General features: G+C 70.3%; 16 protein-coding genes. 12 read left to right on the top strand and 4 right to left on the bottom strand.

What is annotated here, in order from left to right; all coding sequences use genetic code 11:
* The coding region (locus AOQ53_RS44755; protein ID WP_167745745.1) for a hypothetical protein at positions 1–198 on the top strand (198 nt) is incomplete at its 5' end.
* A 1,093-nt stretch (positions 199–1,291) separates the two neighbouring features.
* A complete protein-coding gene (locus AOQ53_RS21200; protein WP_059419543.1) occupies positions 1,292–1,618 on the top strand; it encodes a GYD domain-containing protein in 327 nt (108 codons plus the stop codon).
* A 164-nt stretch (positions 1,619–1,782) separates the two neighbouring features.
* On the opposite strand, the gene AOQ53_RS21195 is transcribed toward AOQ53_RS21200, so the two are convergent.
* A complete protein-coding gene (locus tag AOQ53_RS21195; RefSeq protein WP_059419541.1) occupies positions 1,783–2,259 on the bottom strand; it encodes a MarR family winged helix-turn-helix transcriptional regulator in 477 nt (158 codons plus the stop codon).
* 116 nt (positions 2,260–2,375) lie between these two features.
* Here AOQ53_RS21195 and AOQ53_RS21190 point away from each other — a divergent pair, with 116 nt between their 5' ends.
* The 8 genes from AOQ53_RS21190 to AOQ53_RS21155 all read left to right on the top strand — a co-directional run bounded on the left by AOQ53_RS21190 (position 2,376) and on the right by AOQ53_RS21155 (position 12,465).
* Positions 2,376–2,789 carry an HGxxPAAW family protein gene (locus tag AOQ53_RS21190; RefSeq protein WP_059419540.1) on the top strand — a complete coding sequence of 138 codons (414 nt, stop codon included), beginning with the start codon at positions 2,376–2,378 and terminating at the stop codon, positions 2,787–2,789.
* A gap of 46 nt (positions 2,790–2,835) precedes the next feature.
* Positions 2,836–3,708, top strand: coding sequence for a DUF2797 domain-containing protein (locus AOQ53_RS21185; protein ID WP_078945422.1), 873 nt, complete (start codon positions 2,836–2,838; stop codon positions 3,706–3,708).
* Positions 3,709–3,967: 259 nt separating this feature from the next.
* Positions 3,968–4,708, top strand: coding sequence for a response regulator transcription factor (locus AOQ53_RS21180; protein ID WP_059419537.1), 741 nt, complete (start codon positions 3,968–3,970; stop codon positions 4,706–4,708).
* The gene (locus AOQ53_RS21175) at positions 4,705–6,309 is read left to right on the top strand and encodes a sensor histidine kinase (RefSeq protein WP_174523326.1); all 1,605 of its coding nucleotides are present in this window, start codon (positions 4,705–4,707) and stop codon (positions 6,307–6,309) included. Before AOQ53_RS21180 ends, AOQ53_RS21175 begins: the two co-directional genes overlap by 4 nt.
* 14 nt (positions 6,310–6,323) lie before the next feature.
* Entirely contained in the window at positions 6,324–7,841 is a 1,518-nt protein-coding gene (locus tag AOQ53_RS21170) for a bifunctional glycosyltransferase family 2/GtrA family protein (protein ID WP_059419535.1), read from the top strand.
* Positions 7,838–9,961 carry an ArnT family glycosyltransferase gene (locus AOQ53_RS21165; protein ID WP_059419534.1) on the top strand — a complete coding sequence of 708 codons (2,124 nt, stop codon included), beginning with the start codon at positions 7,838–7,840 and terminating at the stop codon, positions 9,959–9,961. Before AOQ53_RS21170 ends, AOQ53_RS21165 begins: the two co-directional genes overlap by 4 nt.
* 105 nt (positions 9,962–10,066) lie before the next feature.
* A complete protein-coding gene (locus AOQ53_RS21160) occupies positions 10,067–11,563 on the top strand; it encodes an MFS transporter (protein WP_059419532.1) in 1,497 nt (498 codons plus the stop codon).
* Between the two features lie 134 nt (positions 11,564–11,697).
* A complete protein-coding gene (locus tag AOQ53_RS21155; protein ID WP_059419531.1) occupies positions 11,698–12,465 on the top strand; it encodes a TetR/AcrR family transcriptional regulator in 768 nt (255 codons plus the stop codon).
* Positions 12,466–12,478: 13 nt separating this feature from the next.
* On the opposite strand, the gene AOQ53_RS21150 is transcribed toward AOQ53_RS21155, so the two are convergent.
* Entirely contained in the window at positions 12,479–12,949 is a 471-nt protein-coding gene (locus AOQ53_RS21150) for a PPOX class F420-dependent oxidoreductase (protein ID WP_059419530.1), read from the bottom strand.
* Between the two features lie 10 nt (positions 12,950–12,959).
* The gene (locus tag AOQ53_RS21145; RefSeq protein ID WP_099054653.1) at positions 12,960–13,322 is read right to left on the bottom strand and encodes an STAS domain-containing protein; all 363 of its coding nucleotides are present in this window, start codon (positions 13,320–13,322) and stop codon (positions 12,960–12,962) included.
* 207 nt (positions 13,323–13,529) lie between these two features.
* Here AOQ53_RS21145 and AOQ53_RS21140 point away from each other — a divergent pair, with 207 nt between their 5' ends.
* Positions 13,530–14,252 carry an ANTAR domain-containing protein gene (locus AOQ53_RS21140; RefSeq protein ID WP_059419528.1) on the top strand — a complete coding sequence of 241 codons (723 nt, stop codon included), beginning with the start codon at positions 13,530–13,532 and terminating at the stop codon, positions 14,250–14,252.
* Between the two features lie 58 nt (positions 14,253–14,310).
* Positions 14,311–15,012 carry a GAF and ANTAR domain-containing protein gene (locus AOQ53_RS21135; protein WP_059419526.1) on the top strand — a complete coding sequence of 234 codons (702 nt, stop codon included), beginning with the start codon at positions 14,311–14,313 and terminating at the stop codon, positions 15,010–15,012.
* Here the strand turns inward: AOQ53_RS21135 and AOQ53_RS21130 are convergent.
* The gene (locus tag AOQ53_RS21130; protein ID WP_059419525.1) at positions 14,995–15,816 is read right to left on the bottom strand and encodes a YceI family protein; all 822 of its coding nucleotides are present in this window, start codon (positions 15,814–15,816) and stop codon (positions 14,995–14,997) included. The genes AOQ53_RS21135 and AOQ53_RS21130 overlap by 18 nt on opposite strands.
* Positions 15,817–15,834 lie beyond the last annotated feature (18 nt).

Raw genomic sequence — 15,834 nt, 5'->3', positions numbered from 1 at the left:
AATCTGATGGCCGAGCGCCGCTCGATCTACAACCAGGTCACCGAGCTGACCAACCGCATCAAGAACGGGGGCGTGCTGCGCGAGATCGATGCGTTCACTGCGCATAACTCCAGAGGGTTGGTCAGTGCGGTCATCGACATCAGTGGTGGCAAGGGGGCCGACCTCATCAGGCGGTGCCGCGAAATGGATGCCTGCTGATAGCGGAGGGGGTGTCCTGCCAGATGTTCACCCGGAGACCACTTCGCCGCCTGGCGTGGCGGTGAGGCCGGCCTCTCCCGTTCCATGAAAGACGTCCCGCTCGCCTGTGCAGGAGCTCGACATGGGCAGCCTGCTCGTTGAGCTTTTACCCTTCGCAGGTTCCCTATGCCTGCTTAGACCGCGTTCGTGGGGGTCGCTCTTGATCGTTCTTGACGTCGAAGGGCACTGACTGTCAGTGCGGTGCGTCAAACTAGATCCGCGGCCGACAGGGCCTCCCCCGGAAACGGCGGCGGCCCCCTGGTCCTACGCAGGAGGCCGCCAACACCGTCAGGAACATCAACCAAGGGAGGCCGAGATTCCCAGCAACAGGAAGTGTAGGCGCCAGGTCGGACATCGACCCACCGCGAAGATCATCCAAATGTCACGAAAGCGAGACCGGGGGCACGTCCACCTTGCGGAGGGGCCCGCCCGGCGGCACTTCCGTCGGCTCCTACATTCTGCCGGTGATGAGCTGGTGCGCGTCGCGGTCAAGGCGAGCTTGAGCGGCATCGGAGTGCTCGCGCTGTACTGGTGGAATCACCACCACTGAGTCGTGCCGAAGAGTGTGCTGGTCTGACCCGGTAGCGGCACACTCCGCACTGCCGATCGTCAATAGGCCACCACCTACCCCAGCTGCCACTCCGTCCGCCGGCGACCCACACACCACGAAGCGGGCGTGGTACCTGGCGTCTTTCATCCGCCGCACGTGCCCCCTTTCACCCCGTTGTCGAGAGGGGGGTGCGCCATTGGGTTTGACGGCAACTCTGACGGCAACGACGGCACACAGCCGCGCATGCTCGCCGACCTGAGCGATCGGAGCAGGATGCTGCCAGCACTCCTCAAGGCGTGCTGCCCGATCCTACGGATCAGAAGGTCTGAGGTTCGAATTCTGCCGAGTGCACGCAGATCAAAGGCCCCCTCATTCCGGGGCCTCTGGCGTTTCCCGACTCGATGGGCCGCACACCGTCCCCGGCCGTTCGGGGGATGCCCGGTCGCCGCCGGCGCCTTTCCCGCCCGGCGGGGGCATCCCTTGTTGGAACGAAAGGGAGACACCATGCCGCTCTACCTGTCGAGATTCAGCTACACCCCGGAGACCTGGGCGAGGCTGATCGGCCGCCCGGAGGACCGGGCAGAGGCCGCTCGGTCGTACATCGAGTCCGTCGGCGGGAAGCTCCATGGCTTCTGGTACGCCTTCGGCACGCACGACGGTTACAACCTGTGGGAGGCCCCGGACAACGTGTCCATGGCCGCGGTCGCCCTGGCGATCAGCGGAGGCGGTGCGCTGAGCTCGTTCGAGACAACAGTTCTCCTGACCGTCGACGAAACGATCGAGGCCCTGCGCACAGCCGGGCAGGTCCAGTACCGGGCTCCTGGCGCGTAGCGGTCCGGGTCACTATGCGTCCCGTCGCTTCGGTGCGCAGTGAAGTTCTGAAGGGATTCAGGGGATAGGAGGGGAGAAATGAATAGCCCGTGTGGGTGAGGTAGGAATCTCTTCTTCCCGAAGGGCGGGGAGTCGTCCGGTCTGACTGGTGATTCCGCTGTTCCTCAGTCGGGCCGGCAGTGTTCCTCCAAGTAGTTCGCCGCCAGCGCGCTCGCGCGGGTGAACCAGTCGTTCAGGACCGCGATTTCGTCGGGTGAGTAGTCCGCGAAGAGTTCCGCGAGGCGGGCGTAGTACGGCTCGTAGACCTCTCGGACGCGGGCGACAGCTTCCGGCCGGGCGGCTACGCGGATGCGGCGGCGGTCGGTCGGGTCGGGGAGGCGGGTGATGTAGCCGGCGCGTTCCAGGCGGTTGAGGATGCCGGTGACCGCGCCCGTGGTGACGTGGACGCGGGCTGCCAGGTCGCCGGCCGTGGGCAGGTTCTCGCCGGCCTCGATGACGTAGGCGAAGCAGGTGAGGTCGGTCACACTCAGACCCACCTGTTGGGCGATCTCGTGCTGTCCGACCAGGTGGGTCGCGATGAGGTGGTCCATCGCCGACAGTGCCTGCTCCGGTGTCGCGGCCGGACGCGGCTTGGCTTGCATTCCCATATCCCTTAGTTCGTGAGATGTTTGGGGCGCTAAAAGCTTAGTTGGTGAGGGGGTCGGGGGCGGGTTTCCCGGGCCTTCGCGTGTCATTCGTGTGAAAAGGGGGGCAGCGCATGAGCGCACATCAGTATGACCACGGGCACACGGCAGCCGGGTGGGTCGGAACCGGGATCGCGAGTGTCGGGGCCGCCGTGGCGGGGGCGGGGGTGTGCTTCGTTTCTGGCGTGCTGATCGTCGGTGGGCTCGGGATCGGTGTGGTCGCGCTGTTCGTCACCTGGGCGCTGCATCTGGCCGGTTGGGGGAAGGGACCGGGGATCCGGCCCCGGGAGGAGTGGGGGTGGCGGGTGCGGGACTCGGGGGCGCGGGCCGGGCATGACGAGTGCCTCGGGTGTCGGCTGGCCGGGCGGCGGCGGACCGCGGGTTCGGGCCGTGTGGACGAGGTGGCCGGGGGAGTCGTCATGCGCGGTGATGTGGGTCTCGGCGGGGAGCCCGAGGCCGCTGTTGTGGTTGCCGACTCGGGGCGTTGACTCGCGCGGACGCCGTTGTCAGTGGTGCCCTCTAGTCTCGACAGAGATGGCACAGGCGTGGAAGTGCTCGGGGCTGCGGTGGTCGGCGGACGGTCCCGTGCTGGCGTGGGACGGCGGGCGGCGCAGTGCGCTGACCTGGGGGAAACGGGTGGCCTTCGGGGTCGCGGAAGGGGGCGTGCGGACATGTGTGGGGGCTCGGGGGCATGCGTGTCCGGCAGGGGCGGCCGTGTCGGGGCGGAGTACGGGGGCGCGGTGCGAGGAGTGTGCGCGGCTGGACCGGGCGCACTCCGTGGCCGCCGACACGATCGCGGACGATCCACGGCCGTACCACGTGTATTTGGCGTGGTTCGGGCCCGGCATGGTCAAGGTCGGGATCACGGCGGAGGAGCGGGGCTCCGCGCGGCTGTTGGAGCAGGGGGCCGTGTGCTTCAGCTGGCTCGGAGTCGGGCCGCTCATGGCCGCGCGGCGTACGGAGGAGCTGTTGCGGGCCGCGCTGGGGGTGCCCGACCGGATTCCATACGTCGAGAAGCGGGCCGTGCGGGCCGTGCTTCCGCAGGCGGCGGCTGACCGGGCCGTCGAGGTCGCCGAGCTGCACGCGCGGGCGCTCGCGCTGGGCGGGTGGCCGGAGTCGCTCGTGCGGGAGCCCCTGCTAGTCGTCGATCACGTGGAGGTCTTCGGGCTCGCCGGGCTGCCGGTCGCCGTCGGGGAGGTGGGCGAGCTCGTCGCCGGTGGGACCGTGAGCGGGGAGCTCGTGGCTGCTGCCGGGCCCGATCTGCATCTGGCGACCGCGGGTGGGGTCGTCGTGCTGGACACGCGGCTGATGAGCGGGTGGGGGCTGGTGCCAGCCGGGGGTGCGGAACTGACCGTTCCGGTGAGGGAGTTCAAGGAGGAGGTGGGTGTGCAGGACGGGTTGTTCTGATCCGCTCGCTGATGAACCCCGTCCGCGGATGAACCCCGTCCGCGGATGAACCCCGCCCGCTGATGACCGTCCTGCTGTGCCGCCCAGCGGATCCACAGCTTCTCCGTCCCGTCTCACAGCGGCGCCACAGGCCTCACCCCACCGGCCCCGGCATTCGCAGGCGTTCCCAGGCGTTCCCTGAGAAGTGCCTGTGTGTTTCTCAGGGAAATCACAGGTTCTCGAAAGGGCGCTCTCAGAGCGCCCCGACATCGTGTGCACCATGACCACGACCTCGCCCCAGGGGCGCACCGAACTGCTGAGGCCGGACGGGAGCCCCGTCCGAGTGCTTGTGGTGGACGACGAGATGTCGATCAGCGAGCTGCTGTCCATGGCCCTGCGCTATGAGGGATGGCAGATCCGGAGTGCCGGTGACGGCACGGGCGCCATCCAGACCGCGCGCGACTTCCGGCCCGACGCGGTCGTGCTCGACATGATGCTGCCCGACATGGACGGGCTGGCCGTGCTCGGGCGGCTGCGCCGTGAGCTGCCCGACGTGCCGGTCCTTTTCCTCACCGCCAAGGACGCCGTCGAGGACCGGATCGCCGGGCTGACGGCCGGCGGGGACGACTACGTCACCAAGCCGTTCAGCCTCGAAGAGGTCGTCGCGCGGCTGCGCGGGCTGATACGGCGGTCCGGTGCCGCCGACCGGCGCTCCGACTCCACGCTGGTCGTCGGCGACCTCACCCTCGACGAGGACAGTCACGAGGTCACCCGGGCCGGGGAGAACATCCACCTGACCGCGACCGAGTTCGAGCTGCTGCGGTTCCTGATGCGCAATCCGCGGCGCGTGCTCAGCAAGGCGCAGATCCTCGACCGCGTGTGGTCGTACGACTTCGGCGGGCAGGCCAACGTCGTCGAGCTGTACATCTCGTATCTGCGGCGGAAGATCGACGCGGGGCGGGAGCCGATGATCCACACCCGGCGTGGTGCCGGTTACCTGATCAAGCCCGCGGCCTCATGAGCGGGCGGCGACGGCCGAGTACGCAGCAGAGGGCGGGCAAGCTGTCGCGGGCGGGCAAGCCGCGCACGCTGCGGGCACGGCTCGTCGTCGCGTCCGTGGTGCTGATCGCCGTGGTCTGTGCGGTGATCGGAACGGTGACGACGCTTGCCCTCAGGTCGCATCTGTACGAGCAGTTGGACAGGCAGGTCGACGAGGCCGGCAAGCGTCTGTCGGGACCTATGAAACCCGGCGGCGAGAAGGACTCCGACTCGATCGACAGGGTCACCGGCTTCGTCGAGGGACCGGCCCAGCCGGAAACCATCGCCGCCGAACTCGGCGGCGATGGCAGCGTCACCAGGGCGGCCTTCGCAAAGGCCTCCAGCGACAAGGGCCCCTTCCAGCGGAATACCGCCGTCAGCCTTACCGGCGCGCAGAAGGCCGCCCTCGCCGAGGTGCCGACCACGGGTGGAATCCACACCGTCGAGATACCCGGCCTCGGCGAGTACCGCGTCCAGTTCGTCCCCGGGGCCGACGGAGGCAGCTACTACGTCGCCCTGCCCACCGAGTCGGTCACCACCACGATCAACACGCTCATCCTCGTCGAGGTGAGCGTCACCGGCGCCGGCCTGGTCGCCGCCGCCATCGCCGGTTCCGTCCTCATCGGCGTAGCCACCCGCCCCCTCCGCCGCGTCGCCGCCACCGCCACCCGGGTCTCCGAACTCCCCCTGCACACCGGCGAGGTGAACCTCAGCGAGCGGGTCCCCGACTCCGAGACCGATCCGCACACCGAGGTCGGCCAGGTCGGCGCAGCGCTCAACCGGATGCTCGACCACGTCCACGGCGCCCTGCACGCACGGCAGCAGAGCGAGACGCGGGTCAGGCAGTTCGTCGCCGACGCCAGTCACGAGTTGCGGACCCCCCTCGCCTCCATCCGCGGATACGCCGAGCTGACCCGGCGCGGCAGAGAGGACGTCGGGCCCGACACCCGGCACGCCCTCGGGCGGATCGAGTCCGAGGCCGGGCGCATGACCCTGCTCGTCGAGGACCTGCTGCTGCTCGCCCGGCTGGATGCCGGGCGGCCGTTGCAGTTCGAGCAGACCGACCTCGTACCGCTCGTCGTGGACACCGTCAGCGACGCCCGCGCGGCCGGCCAGGACCACAACTGGCGTCTCGACCTGCCCGACGAGCCCGCGCTCGTGTCGGCGGACGCGGCCCGGCTCCAGCAGGTCCTCGTCAACCTGCTCGGTAACGCCCGCAACCACACCCCGCCCGGTACGACCGTCACCGCCCGCGTCCAGCGGCGCGGCCCCTGGCTGTGCGTGGACGTCGAGGACAACGGGCAGGGCATCCCGGCCGAGTTGCTTCCGCACGTCTTCGAACGGTTCGCACGCGGCGACTCCGCGCGGACCCGCGCCACCGGCTCGACCGGTCTCGGCCTCGCCATCGTGCAGGCCGTGGCGACCGCGCACGGCGGTGCCGTGACCGTCGACAGCGTGCCCGGGCGGACGGTGTTCACGGTGCACCTGCCCGCGCTGCCGGCCCGGCCGCAGCCGGACATGAGCCGGCAACAGCACTCACAGGCACGCCACAGCGTCACCACATGGGCACGACAGGGCGCCTGACGAAAGTCGGTTCCATGCGAACCGATTCTTCTCCCGGCACCCTGCCGGCGCGGGAGCACCTCCCGGCCGCACCAGCCGGTACGCCTGTCCTGGACGTAGTGATCCCCGTCTACAACGAGGAGAAGGACCTCCAGGCTTGCGTCCGCAGACTGCACGAGCACCTCGCCCGCACGTTCCCGTACGCGTTCCGCATCACGATCGCGGACAACGCCTCCACGGACACCACCCCGCAGGTGGCGGCACGGCTGGCGGCGGAGATCCCCGAGGTCACCACCTTCCGTCTGGAGCAGAAGGGCCGCGGCCGGGCCCTGCGGGCCGTCTGGTCGTCCTCGGACGCCCCGGTCCTCGCCTACATGGACGTGGACCTGTCCACCCACCTCAACGCCCTGCTCCCGCTGGTGGCGCCGCTGATCTCCGGCCACTCGGACCTCGCGATCGGCTCCCGGCTGGCCCGCAGCTCGCGCGTGGTGCGCGGCCCCAAGCGGGAGTTCATCAGCCGGGCCTACAACCTCATCCTGCGCGGCTCGCTCCAGGCCCGCTTCTCGGACGCCCAGTGCGGGTTCAAGGCGATCCGCCGTGACGTGGCTCAGGTGCTGCTGCCCCTGATCGAGGACACCGGCTGGTTCTTCGACACCGAGATGCTGGTGCTCGCCGAGCGCGCGGGACTCCGTATCCACGAGGTGCCGGTCGACTGGGTCGACGATCCCCACTCGACCGTGCACATCGTCAAGACCGCGACCGACGACCTCAAGGGCGTGTGGCGGGTCGGCAGGGCCCTGGCCACCGGTTCGTTGCCGCTGGACCGCCTCACCCGGCCGTTCGGCGACGACCCGCGCGACAGTGAGATCAAGGACGTACCGCGGGGCCTGGCCCGCCAGTTGGTCGGCTTCTGCGTCGTCGGCGGCCTGTCCACCCTCTTCTACCTGCTCCTCTACAGCGGCTTCCGCGTCTTCACCGGATCCCAGGCCGCCAACGCCCTCGCCCTGCTGGTCTCGGCGATCGCCAACACCGCCGCGAACCGGCGGCTCACCTTCGGGGTGCGCGGGCGCGGCGGGGCCGTACGGCACCAGGCGCAGGGCCTGGTCGTCTTCGGTATCGGGCTCGCCCTGACCAGCGGCTCGCTCGGCGCGCTCAACGCGGCCACGTCCGAGCCCGCGCACTCCACCGAACTGGCGGTCCTCATCGCCGCCAACCTCGCGGCGACGGTGCTGCGCTTCCTGCTCTTCCGGGCGTGGGTGTTCCCGGACCGGCGGGACGAGCACGAGCCCTCGAACGCCGAGCCCTCGAACGCCGAGCCCTCGAACGCCGAGCCCGCGACCGCCGGGGCCGCGCCCGACCCGCGTCTCGAGTACGGCCCGCTCCCGCAGCGACCGACGGAGCGACCGACGGAGCATCCGACGGAGCGGCGGTACGCCCCGTACGACACCACCCGGTTCCGCGCCGGTGACCCCGCGGACCGCACCTGGAGGGACACCACCGTGCAGCTCCAGCCGGTACGCCCGACCGACACCGACCCGAGGAACGCCCGATGACGACGTACTACGACGAGAGAACCCGCGAGACGGGCACGAGCCCCTCGGCCTGGGACGGGCCCGCCGCGGCACCACCACCGGCCTCCGCCTCGAAGCCGCCCTTCCCGCGGCGCATATGGCGCGGCCGGCCCGAGGACCCCCGCTGGGCCCGCCCGGCCTTCCTCGGCCTGCTGCTGGCGATCGCGGTGCTCTACCTCTACAACCTGAGCGCCTCCGGCTACGCCAACTCCTTCTACTCTGCGGCCGTTCAGGCGGGCAGCCAGTCCTGGAAGGCTTTGTTCTTCGGCTCGCTGGACGCGGCGGGTGCCATCACCGTCGACAAGCCCCCGGCCGCGCTGTGGCCGATGGCCCTGTCCGTGCGGCTGTTCGGCCTCAGCTCCTGGGCGATCCTCGTCCCCGAGGTCCTCATGGGAGTCGGCACGGTGGCCGTCGTGTACGCGGCCGTACGCCGCCGGTTCAGCCCCGCTGCCGGCCTGATCGCGGGCGCGGTGCTCGCGCTCACCCCCGTCGCAACGCTGATGTTCCGCTTCAACAACCCGGACGCGATGCTGGCCCTGCTGATGGCCGTGGCCTGCTACTTCGTCATTCGGGCCCTGGAGGACGGCCGTACGAAGTGGCTGGTGTGGGCCGGTGTGGCCATCGGCTTCGCCTTCCTCGCCAAGACACTCCAGGCCTTCCTGATCCTGCCGCCGCTGGCCCTCGTCCACGCGGTGTGCGCACCGGTGTCGATGAAGAAGCGATTCCGGCAACTGGCCCTCGCCACGGTCGCGTTGGTCGTCTCCGGCGGCTGGTGGGTCGCGATCGTCGAGCTGTGGCCGGCGTCCTCCCGCCCGTACATCGGCGGCTCGCAGAACAACAGCTTCCTGGAACTGACCTTCGGCTACAACGGCTTGGGCCGTCTCAACGGTGACGAGACCGGCAGCGTCGGAGGCGGCGGTGGCAAGTGGGGCGAGACCGGCTGGGACCGACTGTTCAGCTCCAGCATCGGCGGACAGATCTCCTGGCTGATCCCGGCCGCGCTGGTCCTGCTCGTGGCGGGCCTCGTGGCCACCCGCAAGACGAGGCGTACGTCGGTGACGCGCGGTTCGTTCCTCGTCTGGGGCGGCGCGCTGATCACGACCATGCTGGTCTTCAGCTACATGCAGGGCATCTTCCACGAGTACTACACGGTGGCGCTCGCCCCTTACATCGCACCGCTGATCGGCATGGGCTCGGCGCTGCTCTGGGACAAGCGTGACAAGGCGTGGGCGTCGCTGACCCTGGCGGCCGCGATGACGGCCACCGCGGCCTGGGGCTACGTCCTGCTCAACCGCTCCTCCGACTACCTGCCCTGGCTGAAGTGGTTCGTCCTGGTCGGCGGTCTGACGGCGGCCCTCGGCCTGATCTTCGCCGGCCGGCTGGGGCGCCGACTGGCCCTGGGAGCGGCGGGGTTGGGCCTGGTCGCCGCGCTGGCCGGTCCGGCGGCGTACACGCTCACCACGGTGAACGAGGGGCACACAGGCTCGATCGTCACCGCGGGCCCGGCGGTCGCGGGCGGTCGTGGTGGGCCGGGTGGCGGTGGCGGCCCCGGCGGTGGCGGTTTCCCGGGCGGTGGCCCGAACCGGCAGAACGGCAACGCCCAGGGCGGGCAGGGCAACGGCTTCCCCGGCGGCGGTTTCCCGGGCGGCGGCCAGAACCAGCAGGGCCAGAACACCACCCCCGGCGGCCGGACCGGTGACGGCGGCCGCATGGGCGGCGGCGGCATGGGCGGACTGCTCAACGGCGCCAGCGTCGGCTCCGAGGCCAAGAAGCTGCTGGAGACCGACGCCGACCAGTACACCTGGGTCGCGGCGGCCATCGGCGCCCAGAACGCCGCGAGTTACCAGCTGTCCACCGGCGAGCCGGTGATGGCCGTCGGCGGCTTCAACGGCACCGACCCGTCCCCGACGCTCGCACAGTTCAAGAAGTACGTGGAGGAAGGAAAGATCCACTACTTCATCGCCTCCGGAGCGGGCGGCGGCATGGGCGGCAGCAGCGACGGCACGTCCTCCCGGATCACCTCCTGGGCCGAGGCCAACTTCAAGAAGGTCACGGCCGGTTCGGCCACCTTCTACGACCTCACGCAGAAGGCGAGCGGCTGACAGTCCCCTGACCGGGAGAAGGGCGGTGGCTGAGAGCCACCGCCCTTCTCTGTGGCTCGATAACTCGGTTGTACGGCGTATGGGAATTATTCTACGGTGTACAGCATGACGACGTCCCCCCAGGAAGAGGCCCCGCCGCAGACGGCGCACGGCGGCCATCCCCAGCGCTGGCTGATCCTCGGTGTCATCTGCCTCGCGCAGCTCACCGTGCTGCTCGACAACACGATCCTGAACGTGGCCATCCCCTCGCTCACCCGCGAGATGGATGCGACGACCGCCGACGTCCAGTGGATGATGAACGCCTACTCACTGGTGCAGTCCGGCCTGCTGCTCACGGCGGGCAACGCCGCCGACCGCTACGGCCGCAAGCTGCTGCTGATGTCGGGCCTGGCGATCTTCGGTGTGGGCTCGCTGGTGGCCGGCCTGTCCCAGAGTCCGGCCCAGCTGATCGCGGCCCGCGCCGGCATGGGCGTCGGCGGCGCGCTGCTGATGACCACGATCCTCGCCGTCGTCGTGCAGATCTTCGACGACAAGGAGCGGGTCAAGGCCATCGCGCTGTGGTCCACGGTCAGTTCGCTCGGTTTCGCGGCCGGGCCGCTGATCGGCGGAGTGATGCTGAACCACTTCTGGTGGGGAGCGATCTTCCTGATCAACATCCCCGTCGCCGTGCTCGGCCTGATCGCGGTCGCCGCGCTCGTACCGGAGTCCAAGCACAAGGCGGGCGATCGTCCCGACCTGGCCGGCGCTGTGCTGTCGACCATCGGCATGACGGCCGTCGTGTACGCGATCATCACCGGCCCAGAGCACGGCTGGACGTCGGGGCAGGTGCTGGTCTCCGCGCTGATCGGCATTGCCGTTCTCGGCCTGTTCGTGACATGGGAGCTGCGGATCGAGCACCCCATGCTCGACATGCACTTCTTCCGCAACCAGAAGTTCGTGGGCGCGGTCGCGGGCGCGATCCTCGTGGCGTTCGGCATGACGGGCTCGCTGTTCCTGCTCACCCAGCACCTCCAGTTCGTGCTCGGCTACGAGCCGCTGGACGCCGGTCTGCGGACGGCGCCGCTCGCGTTGACCGTGGTCGCGCTCAACTTCACCGGGCTCGGAGCGAAGCTGGTGCTCAAGGTCGGCACGCCGGCGGCCATCGCACTCGGCATGACCCTGGTGTCGGCGGGGCTGGCGGCGATCGCGCTGCTCGGCGGGCACGGCTACGGCGGGATGCTGCTCGGCCTGGTCGTGATGGGCGCGGGTGTGGCGTTGTCCATGCCGGCCATGGCCAACGCGATCATGAGCGCGATACCGCCGGAGAAGGCGGGTGTGGGAGCGGGGATCAACGGAACGCTCGCGGAGTTCGGCAACGGTCTCGGTGTGGCGGTCCTCGGCGCCGTGCTCAACTCGCGGTTCGCGTCGCTGGTCGCCGTATCGGCGGCGTCGTTGCCGGCGGCGTTGGCCGCGGCTGACGGTGCTGAGGAGAAGGCGCGCATCTCTGATGCGTTCGCCTCCGGGTTGGAGACCAGTCAGCTGGTGGGGGCGGTGGCTGTGCTGGCCGGTGGTCTGGTCGCGGCGGCGTTGTTGCGGCGGGCTGAGCGGGCAGAATCCGCCTGAGAGCCCGGGGCGTACGGTCGTCTCGCGGGTGCGGGTCCGTTGTGGCTGGTCGCGCCCCGCGGCGAGCCGCAAGTCGACACAGCCCCGCGCCCCTGAAAGCATGATCGGCGTTTGCAAGTCGAGGAAGGTGCGCCATGGCGAAAGCGGCTCGGGAGAGTCAGCCGCGGACCAGCGTCTGGCTGGAGAGCAAAGCGCACCGGCGGCGCGGCGGTGGGCAGCCCTCGGGGCTGGACCGCGCGCGCATCACCGAGGTCACCGTCCGGCTGCTGGACGCCGAGGGGCTGGCCAAGTTCTCGATGCGGCGGCTGGCAGGTGAGCTGAGCGTCACCGCGATGTCCGTCTACTGGTACGTCGACACCAAGGACGACCTCCTCGAACTCGCCCTGGACGAGGTCATGGGCGAGATGCGGCTGCCGGATCCGGACGCCGACGAGGACTGGCGGGACCAGGTGCGGGCCCTCGCGTGGGAGTACCGGACGCTGCTGGTGCGTCACCCCTGGGTGTCCGCGCTGGTCGGCGTCTTCCTCAACATCGGCCCCAACAACCTGGCCTTCTCCCGGGCCGTACAGCGCGTCGTCCGCAGGACCGGGCTGCCCGCGAAACGCCTGACGAGCACGATCTCGGCCGTCTTCCAGTTCGTCTACGGCTACGGCACGCTGGAGGGCCACCTCTCCGCCCGGGCCAAGGCCGGCGGCATGACCGTGGACGAGTACTTCCAGCAGGCCCTGAGCACCGTGACCGCGGCCCCGCAGGCAGCGGACGTCATGCAGGAGTCCCAGGAGATCATGGCGGCGCGCGGCGGTGACACGGTCGCCGAGATGCTGGAGCGCGACTTCGAGTTCGCGCTGGAACTGCTGATCGCGGGCATCGAGGCGATGGTCGCCCGGGAGTCAGAGGCCTGAGCGGGAGGGCCGGCTACTCGCCCTCGGCCAGCCGCGCCGGGAACCCACCGGTCGCCACCGGCCCCCACCGCTCCGGTGTGACACGGATGATCGACTTGCCCTGCTTGAGCATCGCCGCGCGGTACTCGTCCCAGTCGGGGTGCTCCCCGGCGATGTTCCGGTAGTACTCCACGAGCGGCTCGACGGACTCGGGCGGGTCGATGACCTCGGCCGTGCCGTCGATCTGGACCCAGGGGCCGTTCCAGTCGTCGCTGAGGACGATCAGGCTCACCCGGGGGTCCCGCTTGGCGTTGCGGGTCTTGGCCCGCTCCGGGTACGTCGAGACCACGATCCGGCCGGAGTCGTCGACCCCGCAGGTCAGCGGCGAGCCCTGGGGGCCGCCGTCGGCGCGCCGGGTCAGCAGGATGGCGTGGTGCCGGGGTCGTACGAAGTCGAGCAACTCGTCGAGGGAGACGCGGGTGTTCGTAGCGATGTTCGGTGCCATGCCAGGCAGCCTACGACGCCATGGCCTCGGCGAGGTTGTCGTACACGGGCACGTCCCGGCGCAGGCCGGTCAGTTCCAGTACGCGGCTCGCCACACCCTCCGGCCGGGCCACCAGGCGCATCCGGGCTCCGGGGCGCAGCCGGTGGCGGATGTCGTTGATGAGGCGGATGCCCTGGGAGTCCATGAAGCAGGTCGCGGTGAGGTCGAGGACGAGGACCTCCAGCCGGTCACCGCGGGCCTGAGCCTCGGACACGATGAGCGGAAGCAGCTGCTCCGCGTTGCAGAAGTCGATCTCCGCGGGCATGGTGAGGTGGACGCGGCCGGGCAGGTCACGCGGTTCGGTGGGATTCGGAAGGAAGGTCACAGCACTCACCTGGCAGACGTTCGTCCGGATTCCGGTAAGGCCGCTTCCTGACCCGTGGGGCCATTCCACCATGCCGGAGCGCGGCTGCGGAAGCGCCTGTGGCGGCCGTCGGCCGGACGTCACCTTGACGCAACCGAGCAGCTAGAGTGCTGTTCGTCCTGTGCTCGCAGTCGGGAATGTGCTGCGGAGCTCTCCTGCGCACGACCATGGTCGTGCATGCCGAAGAGGTTCGTGGTGGCTGCGTCCGAGTTTCCTGATTTGCCCCGTTTTACGGTCGGCTTCGAGCTGGCCGAGGCACTCACGGTGGCGTCTCAGCAGCTGCACGAGACCCCCACACGGCACAACACGCTGCGCACGGCAGTCCGGCTGGCCGTGCACCTCATGCCCGGGGCCGAGCACGCCGGCATCTCCGAGATCGAGCGCGGCAGCAAGTTCCGCACGCTCGCCTGGACCGACGACGTCGTGCGCTCCGCCGAGGCCCGGCACGGCGGCCGCGAACCGCACGGGCACTGGGACCAGTTGTGGCACAGCCCGGTGGCGCGGATAACGGACAGCGAGGCCGACGACGGCTGGGACGTGCTGTCGGCCCTGGGACTGCGCTCGGCGCTGTCGCTGCGGCTGCGCGCCGACCGCCGCCGGCTGACCGTGCTCACGGCCTACGCGCGCAAACCGGGCGCCTTCGACGAGGACGCGACGCGCATCGGCCGGCTGTTCACCACGCACGTCAGCATCGCCCTGGAGTCCGCCACCGTGCGCGAGCAGCTCACCGAGGCCATGCACACCCGGGACCTGATCGGCCAGGCCACCGGCATCCTCATGGAACGCAAGGGCATCGACGCGGCCGCGGCCTTCGAGAGCCTGGTGCGGGCCTCCCAGCGGGAGAACGTGAAACTGCGCGACCTCGCCCGCCGGATCGTCGGCGCTCACAACTCCCCGTGAGCCACTGTGCGTTAGGGCGGGGGGCGTTAAGGGACGCCGACGGGATACACGTACGTCCATGAGATCCGAGACGTCCGACACGCTGGACCAGGCGATGGTGCGCAGCAGCGGTCTCGACACCCTGCTGCGCGATCTGACCGACCGTGCGGTGCAGGAGGTGCCCGGCGCCGCCGCGTGCAGCATCACGGTGAGCCGCGGCGGCCGGCTGCTCACCCTGGCAGGCAGCGACGGCCTGCCCAACGGCCTGGACCAGCGTCAGTACGAGAACGGCTCGGGGCCCTGCGTAGACGCCGCCGAGACCGGCACCGAGCAGTACGCCCCCGACCTGGCCGCGGAGTCCCGCTGGCCGGCGTACACGCGGTACGCGCTCACCGCGGGCGTCCACTGCGTGCTGGCCGTGCCGGTGGCCGTCGAGGGCGAGACGGGCGCCGCGATCAACCTCTACGGCGTGCGGCCCGGGATGCTCGACCAGGGCCGGGAGGCGGCCCGTGCCTTCGCCGCACGGGCGGGGGACGCGATCAACGTGGCGCTGCGCATCGAGCGTCGCCGCCAGTCGGTGGCCGACGTGCGCACCGCGCTGCTCTCCCGCAGCGTCATCGACCAGGCGATCGGCATCCTCATGGCCCAGGAGCGGATCGACGCCCGTGACGCGCTGGAGCGGCTGCGCCGCGCCTCGCAGCACCGGAACGTCAAACTCCGGGACCTGTGCGGCCAGTTGGTGGCGAAGGTCTCCGGCTCGGCCTCAGACAGCCGGAAGTGACTCGCCCTGCACGGCCTGGATGTCCAGCTCCACCCTGAGCGTCGTGCCGATGGCGGCGATGCCCGCCTGGAGGACCTGGTTGTAGTTCATCGCGAAGTCCTCGCGGTGCAGTTCGGTCGTGGCACGGAACGCCGCCCGGGTGCCGCCCCACGGGTCCGGGCCGGTGCCGAGGTAGGCCAGGTCCAGGTCGGCCGGCCGTACGACACCGTGCATGCCCAGCTCGCCGTGGACCGTCCACCGGTCGGACCCGGTCGCCGTCAGCCCCGTGGACCGGTAGGTGATCTCGGGGAACCGCTCGACGTCCAGGAAGTCCGGCGACTTCAGGTGCTCGTCGCGCATGCCGTTGCCGGTGTCGATGGACCCGGCCCGGATCACCGCCTCCACACGGGACTTGGTGACGTCGTCCGGGGCGATCTCGATCGAGCCGGAGAACTCCGTGAACCGGCCGTGCACGCTGGAGATGCCCAGGTGCTGTGCCACGGCGGCCACGCTGGAGTGCACCGGGTCGACGGTCCACGGCCCCGGCGGCGGCAGCTCGGTACCACCCTGCCGCGCCAGCGTCACCGTGCCGACCTCGGCCCGGCCGCTCGCCGTGACGATCACGCTGGCGGCCGCGGGCGCGTATCCGACGGCGGTGACGATGACGGTGTACGCCCCCGGCTGAAGCGGCGTCGCGTCCCGTACGGCGCCCTCCGCGTCGGCCTCGGCACGCAGCGCCTGCGCACCGGTCGTGTCGGCCACGGTGACGACCGCGTGCGACACGGCCCAACCGTCCCGGGTACGGATCCTCGCGGTCAGTCCCATCTCAGCTAACTCCTCGAA

This window comes from Streptomyces azureus (genome assembly GCF_001270025.1).
Classification (GTDB): domain Bacteria; phylum Actinomycetota; class Actinomycetes; order Streptomycetales; family Streptomycetaceae; genus Streptomyces; species Streptomyces azureus.
This window is presented reverse-complemented; position numbering and strand designations above follow the sequence as displayed.

Excerpts from the sequence above, each read along its gene's own strand:
- AOQ53_RS21130 (WP_059419525.1), bottom strand. The coding sequence starts at position 15,816 with ATGGGACTGACCGCGAGGATCCGTACCCGGGACGGTTGGGCCGTGTCG.
- AOQ53_RS21180 (WP_059419537.1), top strand. The coding sequence starts at position 3,968 with ATGACCACGACCTCGCCCCAGGGGCGCACCGAACTGCTGAGGCCGGAC.
- AOQ53_RS21175 (WP_174523326.1), top strand. The coding sequence starts at position 4,705 with ATGAGCGGGCGGCGACGGCCGAGTACGCAGCAGAGGGCGGGCAAGCTG.
- AOQ53_RS21140 (WP_059419528.1), top strand. The coding sequence starts at position 13,530 with ATGCCGAAGAGGTTCGTGGTGGCTGCGTCCGAGTTTCCTGATTTGCCC.
- AOQ53_RS21150 (WP_059419530.1), bottom strand. The coding sequence starts at position 12,949 with ATGGCACCGAACATCGCTACGAACACCCGCGTCTCCCTCGACGAGTTG.
- AOQ53_RS21190 (WP_059419540.1), top strand. The coding sequence starts at position 2,376 with ATGAGCGCACATCAGTATGACCACGGGCACACGGCAGCCGGGTGGGTC.
- AOQ53_RS21155 (WP_059419531.1), top strand. The coding sequence starts at position 11,698 with ATGGCGAAAGCGGCTCGGGAGAGTCAGCCGCGGACCAGCGTCTGGCTG.
- AOQ53_RS21170 (WP_059419535.1), top strand. The coding sequence starts at position 6,324 with ATGCGAACCGATTCTTCTCCCGGCACCCTGCCGGCGCGGGAGCACCTC.
- AOQ53_RS21160 (WP_059419532.1), top strand. The coding sequence starts at position 10,067 with ATGACGACGTCCCCCCAGGAAGAGGCCCCGCCGCAGACGGCGCACGGC.
- AOQ53_RS21195 (WP_059419541.1), bottom strand. The coding sequence starts at position 2,259 with ATGCAAGCCAAGCCGCGTCCGGCCGCGACACCGGAGCAGGCACTGTCG.
- AOQ53_RS21200 (WP_059419543.1), top strand. The coding sequence starts at position 1,292 with ATGCCGCTCTACCTGTCGAGATTCAGCTACACCCCGGAGACCTGGGCG.
- AOQ53_RS21165 (WP_059419534.1), top strand. The coding sequence starts at position 7,838 with ATGACGACGTACTACGACGAGAGAACCCGCGAGACGGGCACGAGCCCC.
- AOQ53_RS21185 (WP_078945422.1), top strand. The coding sequence starts at position 2,836 with ATGGCACAGGCGTGGAAGTGCTCGGGGCTGCGGTGGTCGGCGGACGGT.
- AOQ53_RS21135 (WP_059419526.1), top strand. The coding sequence starts at position 14,311 with ATGAGATCCGAGACGTCCGACACGCTGGACCAGGCGATGGTGCGCAGC.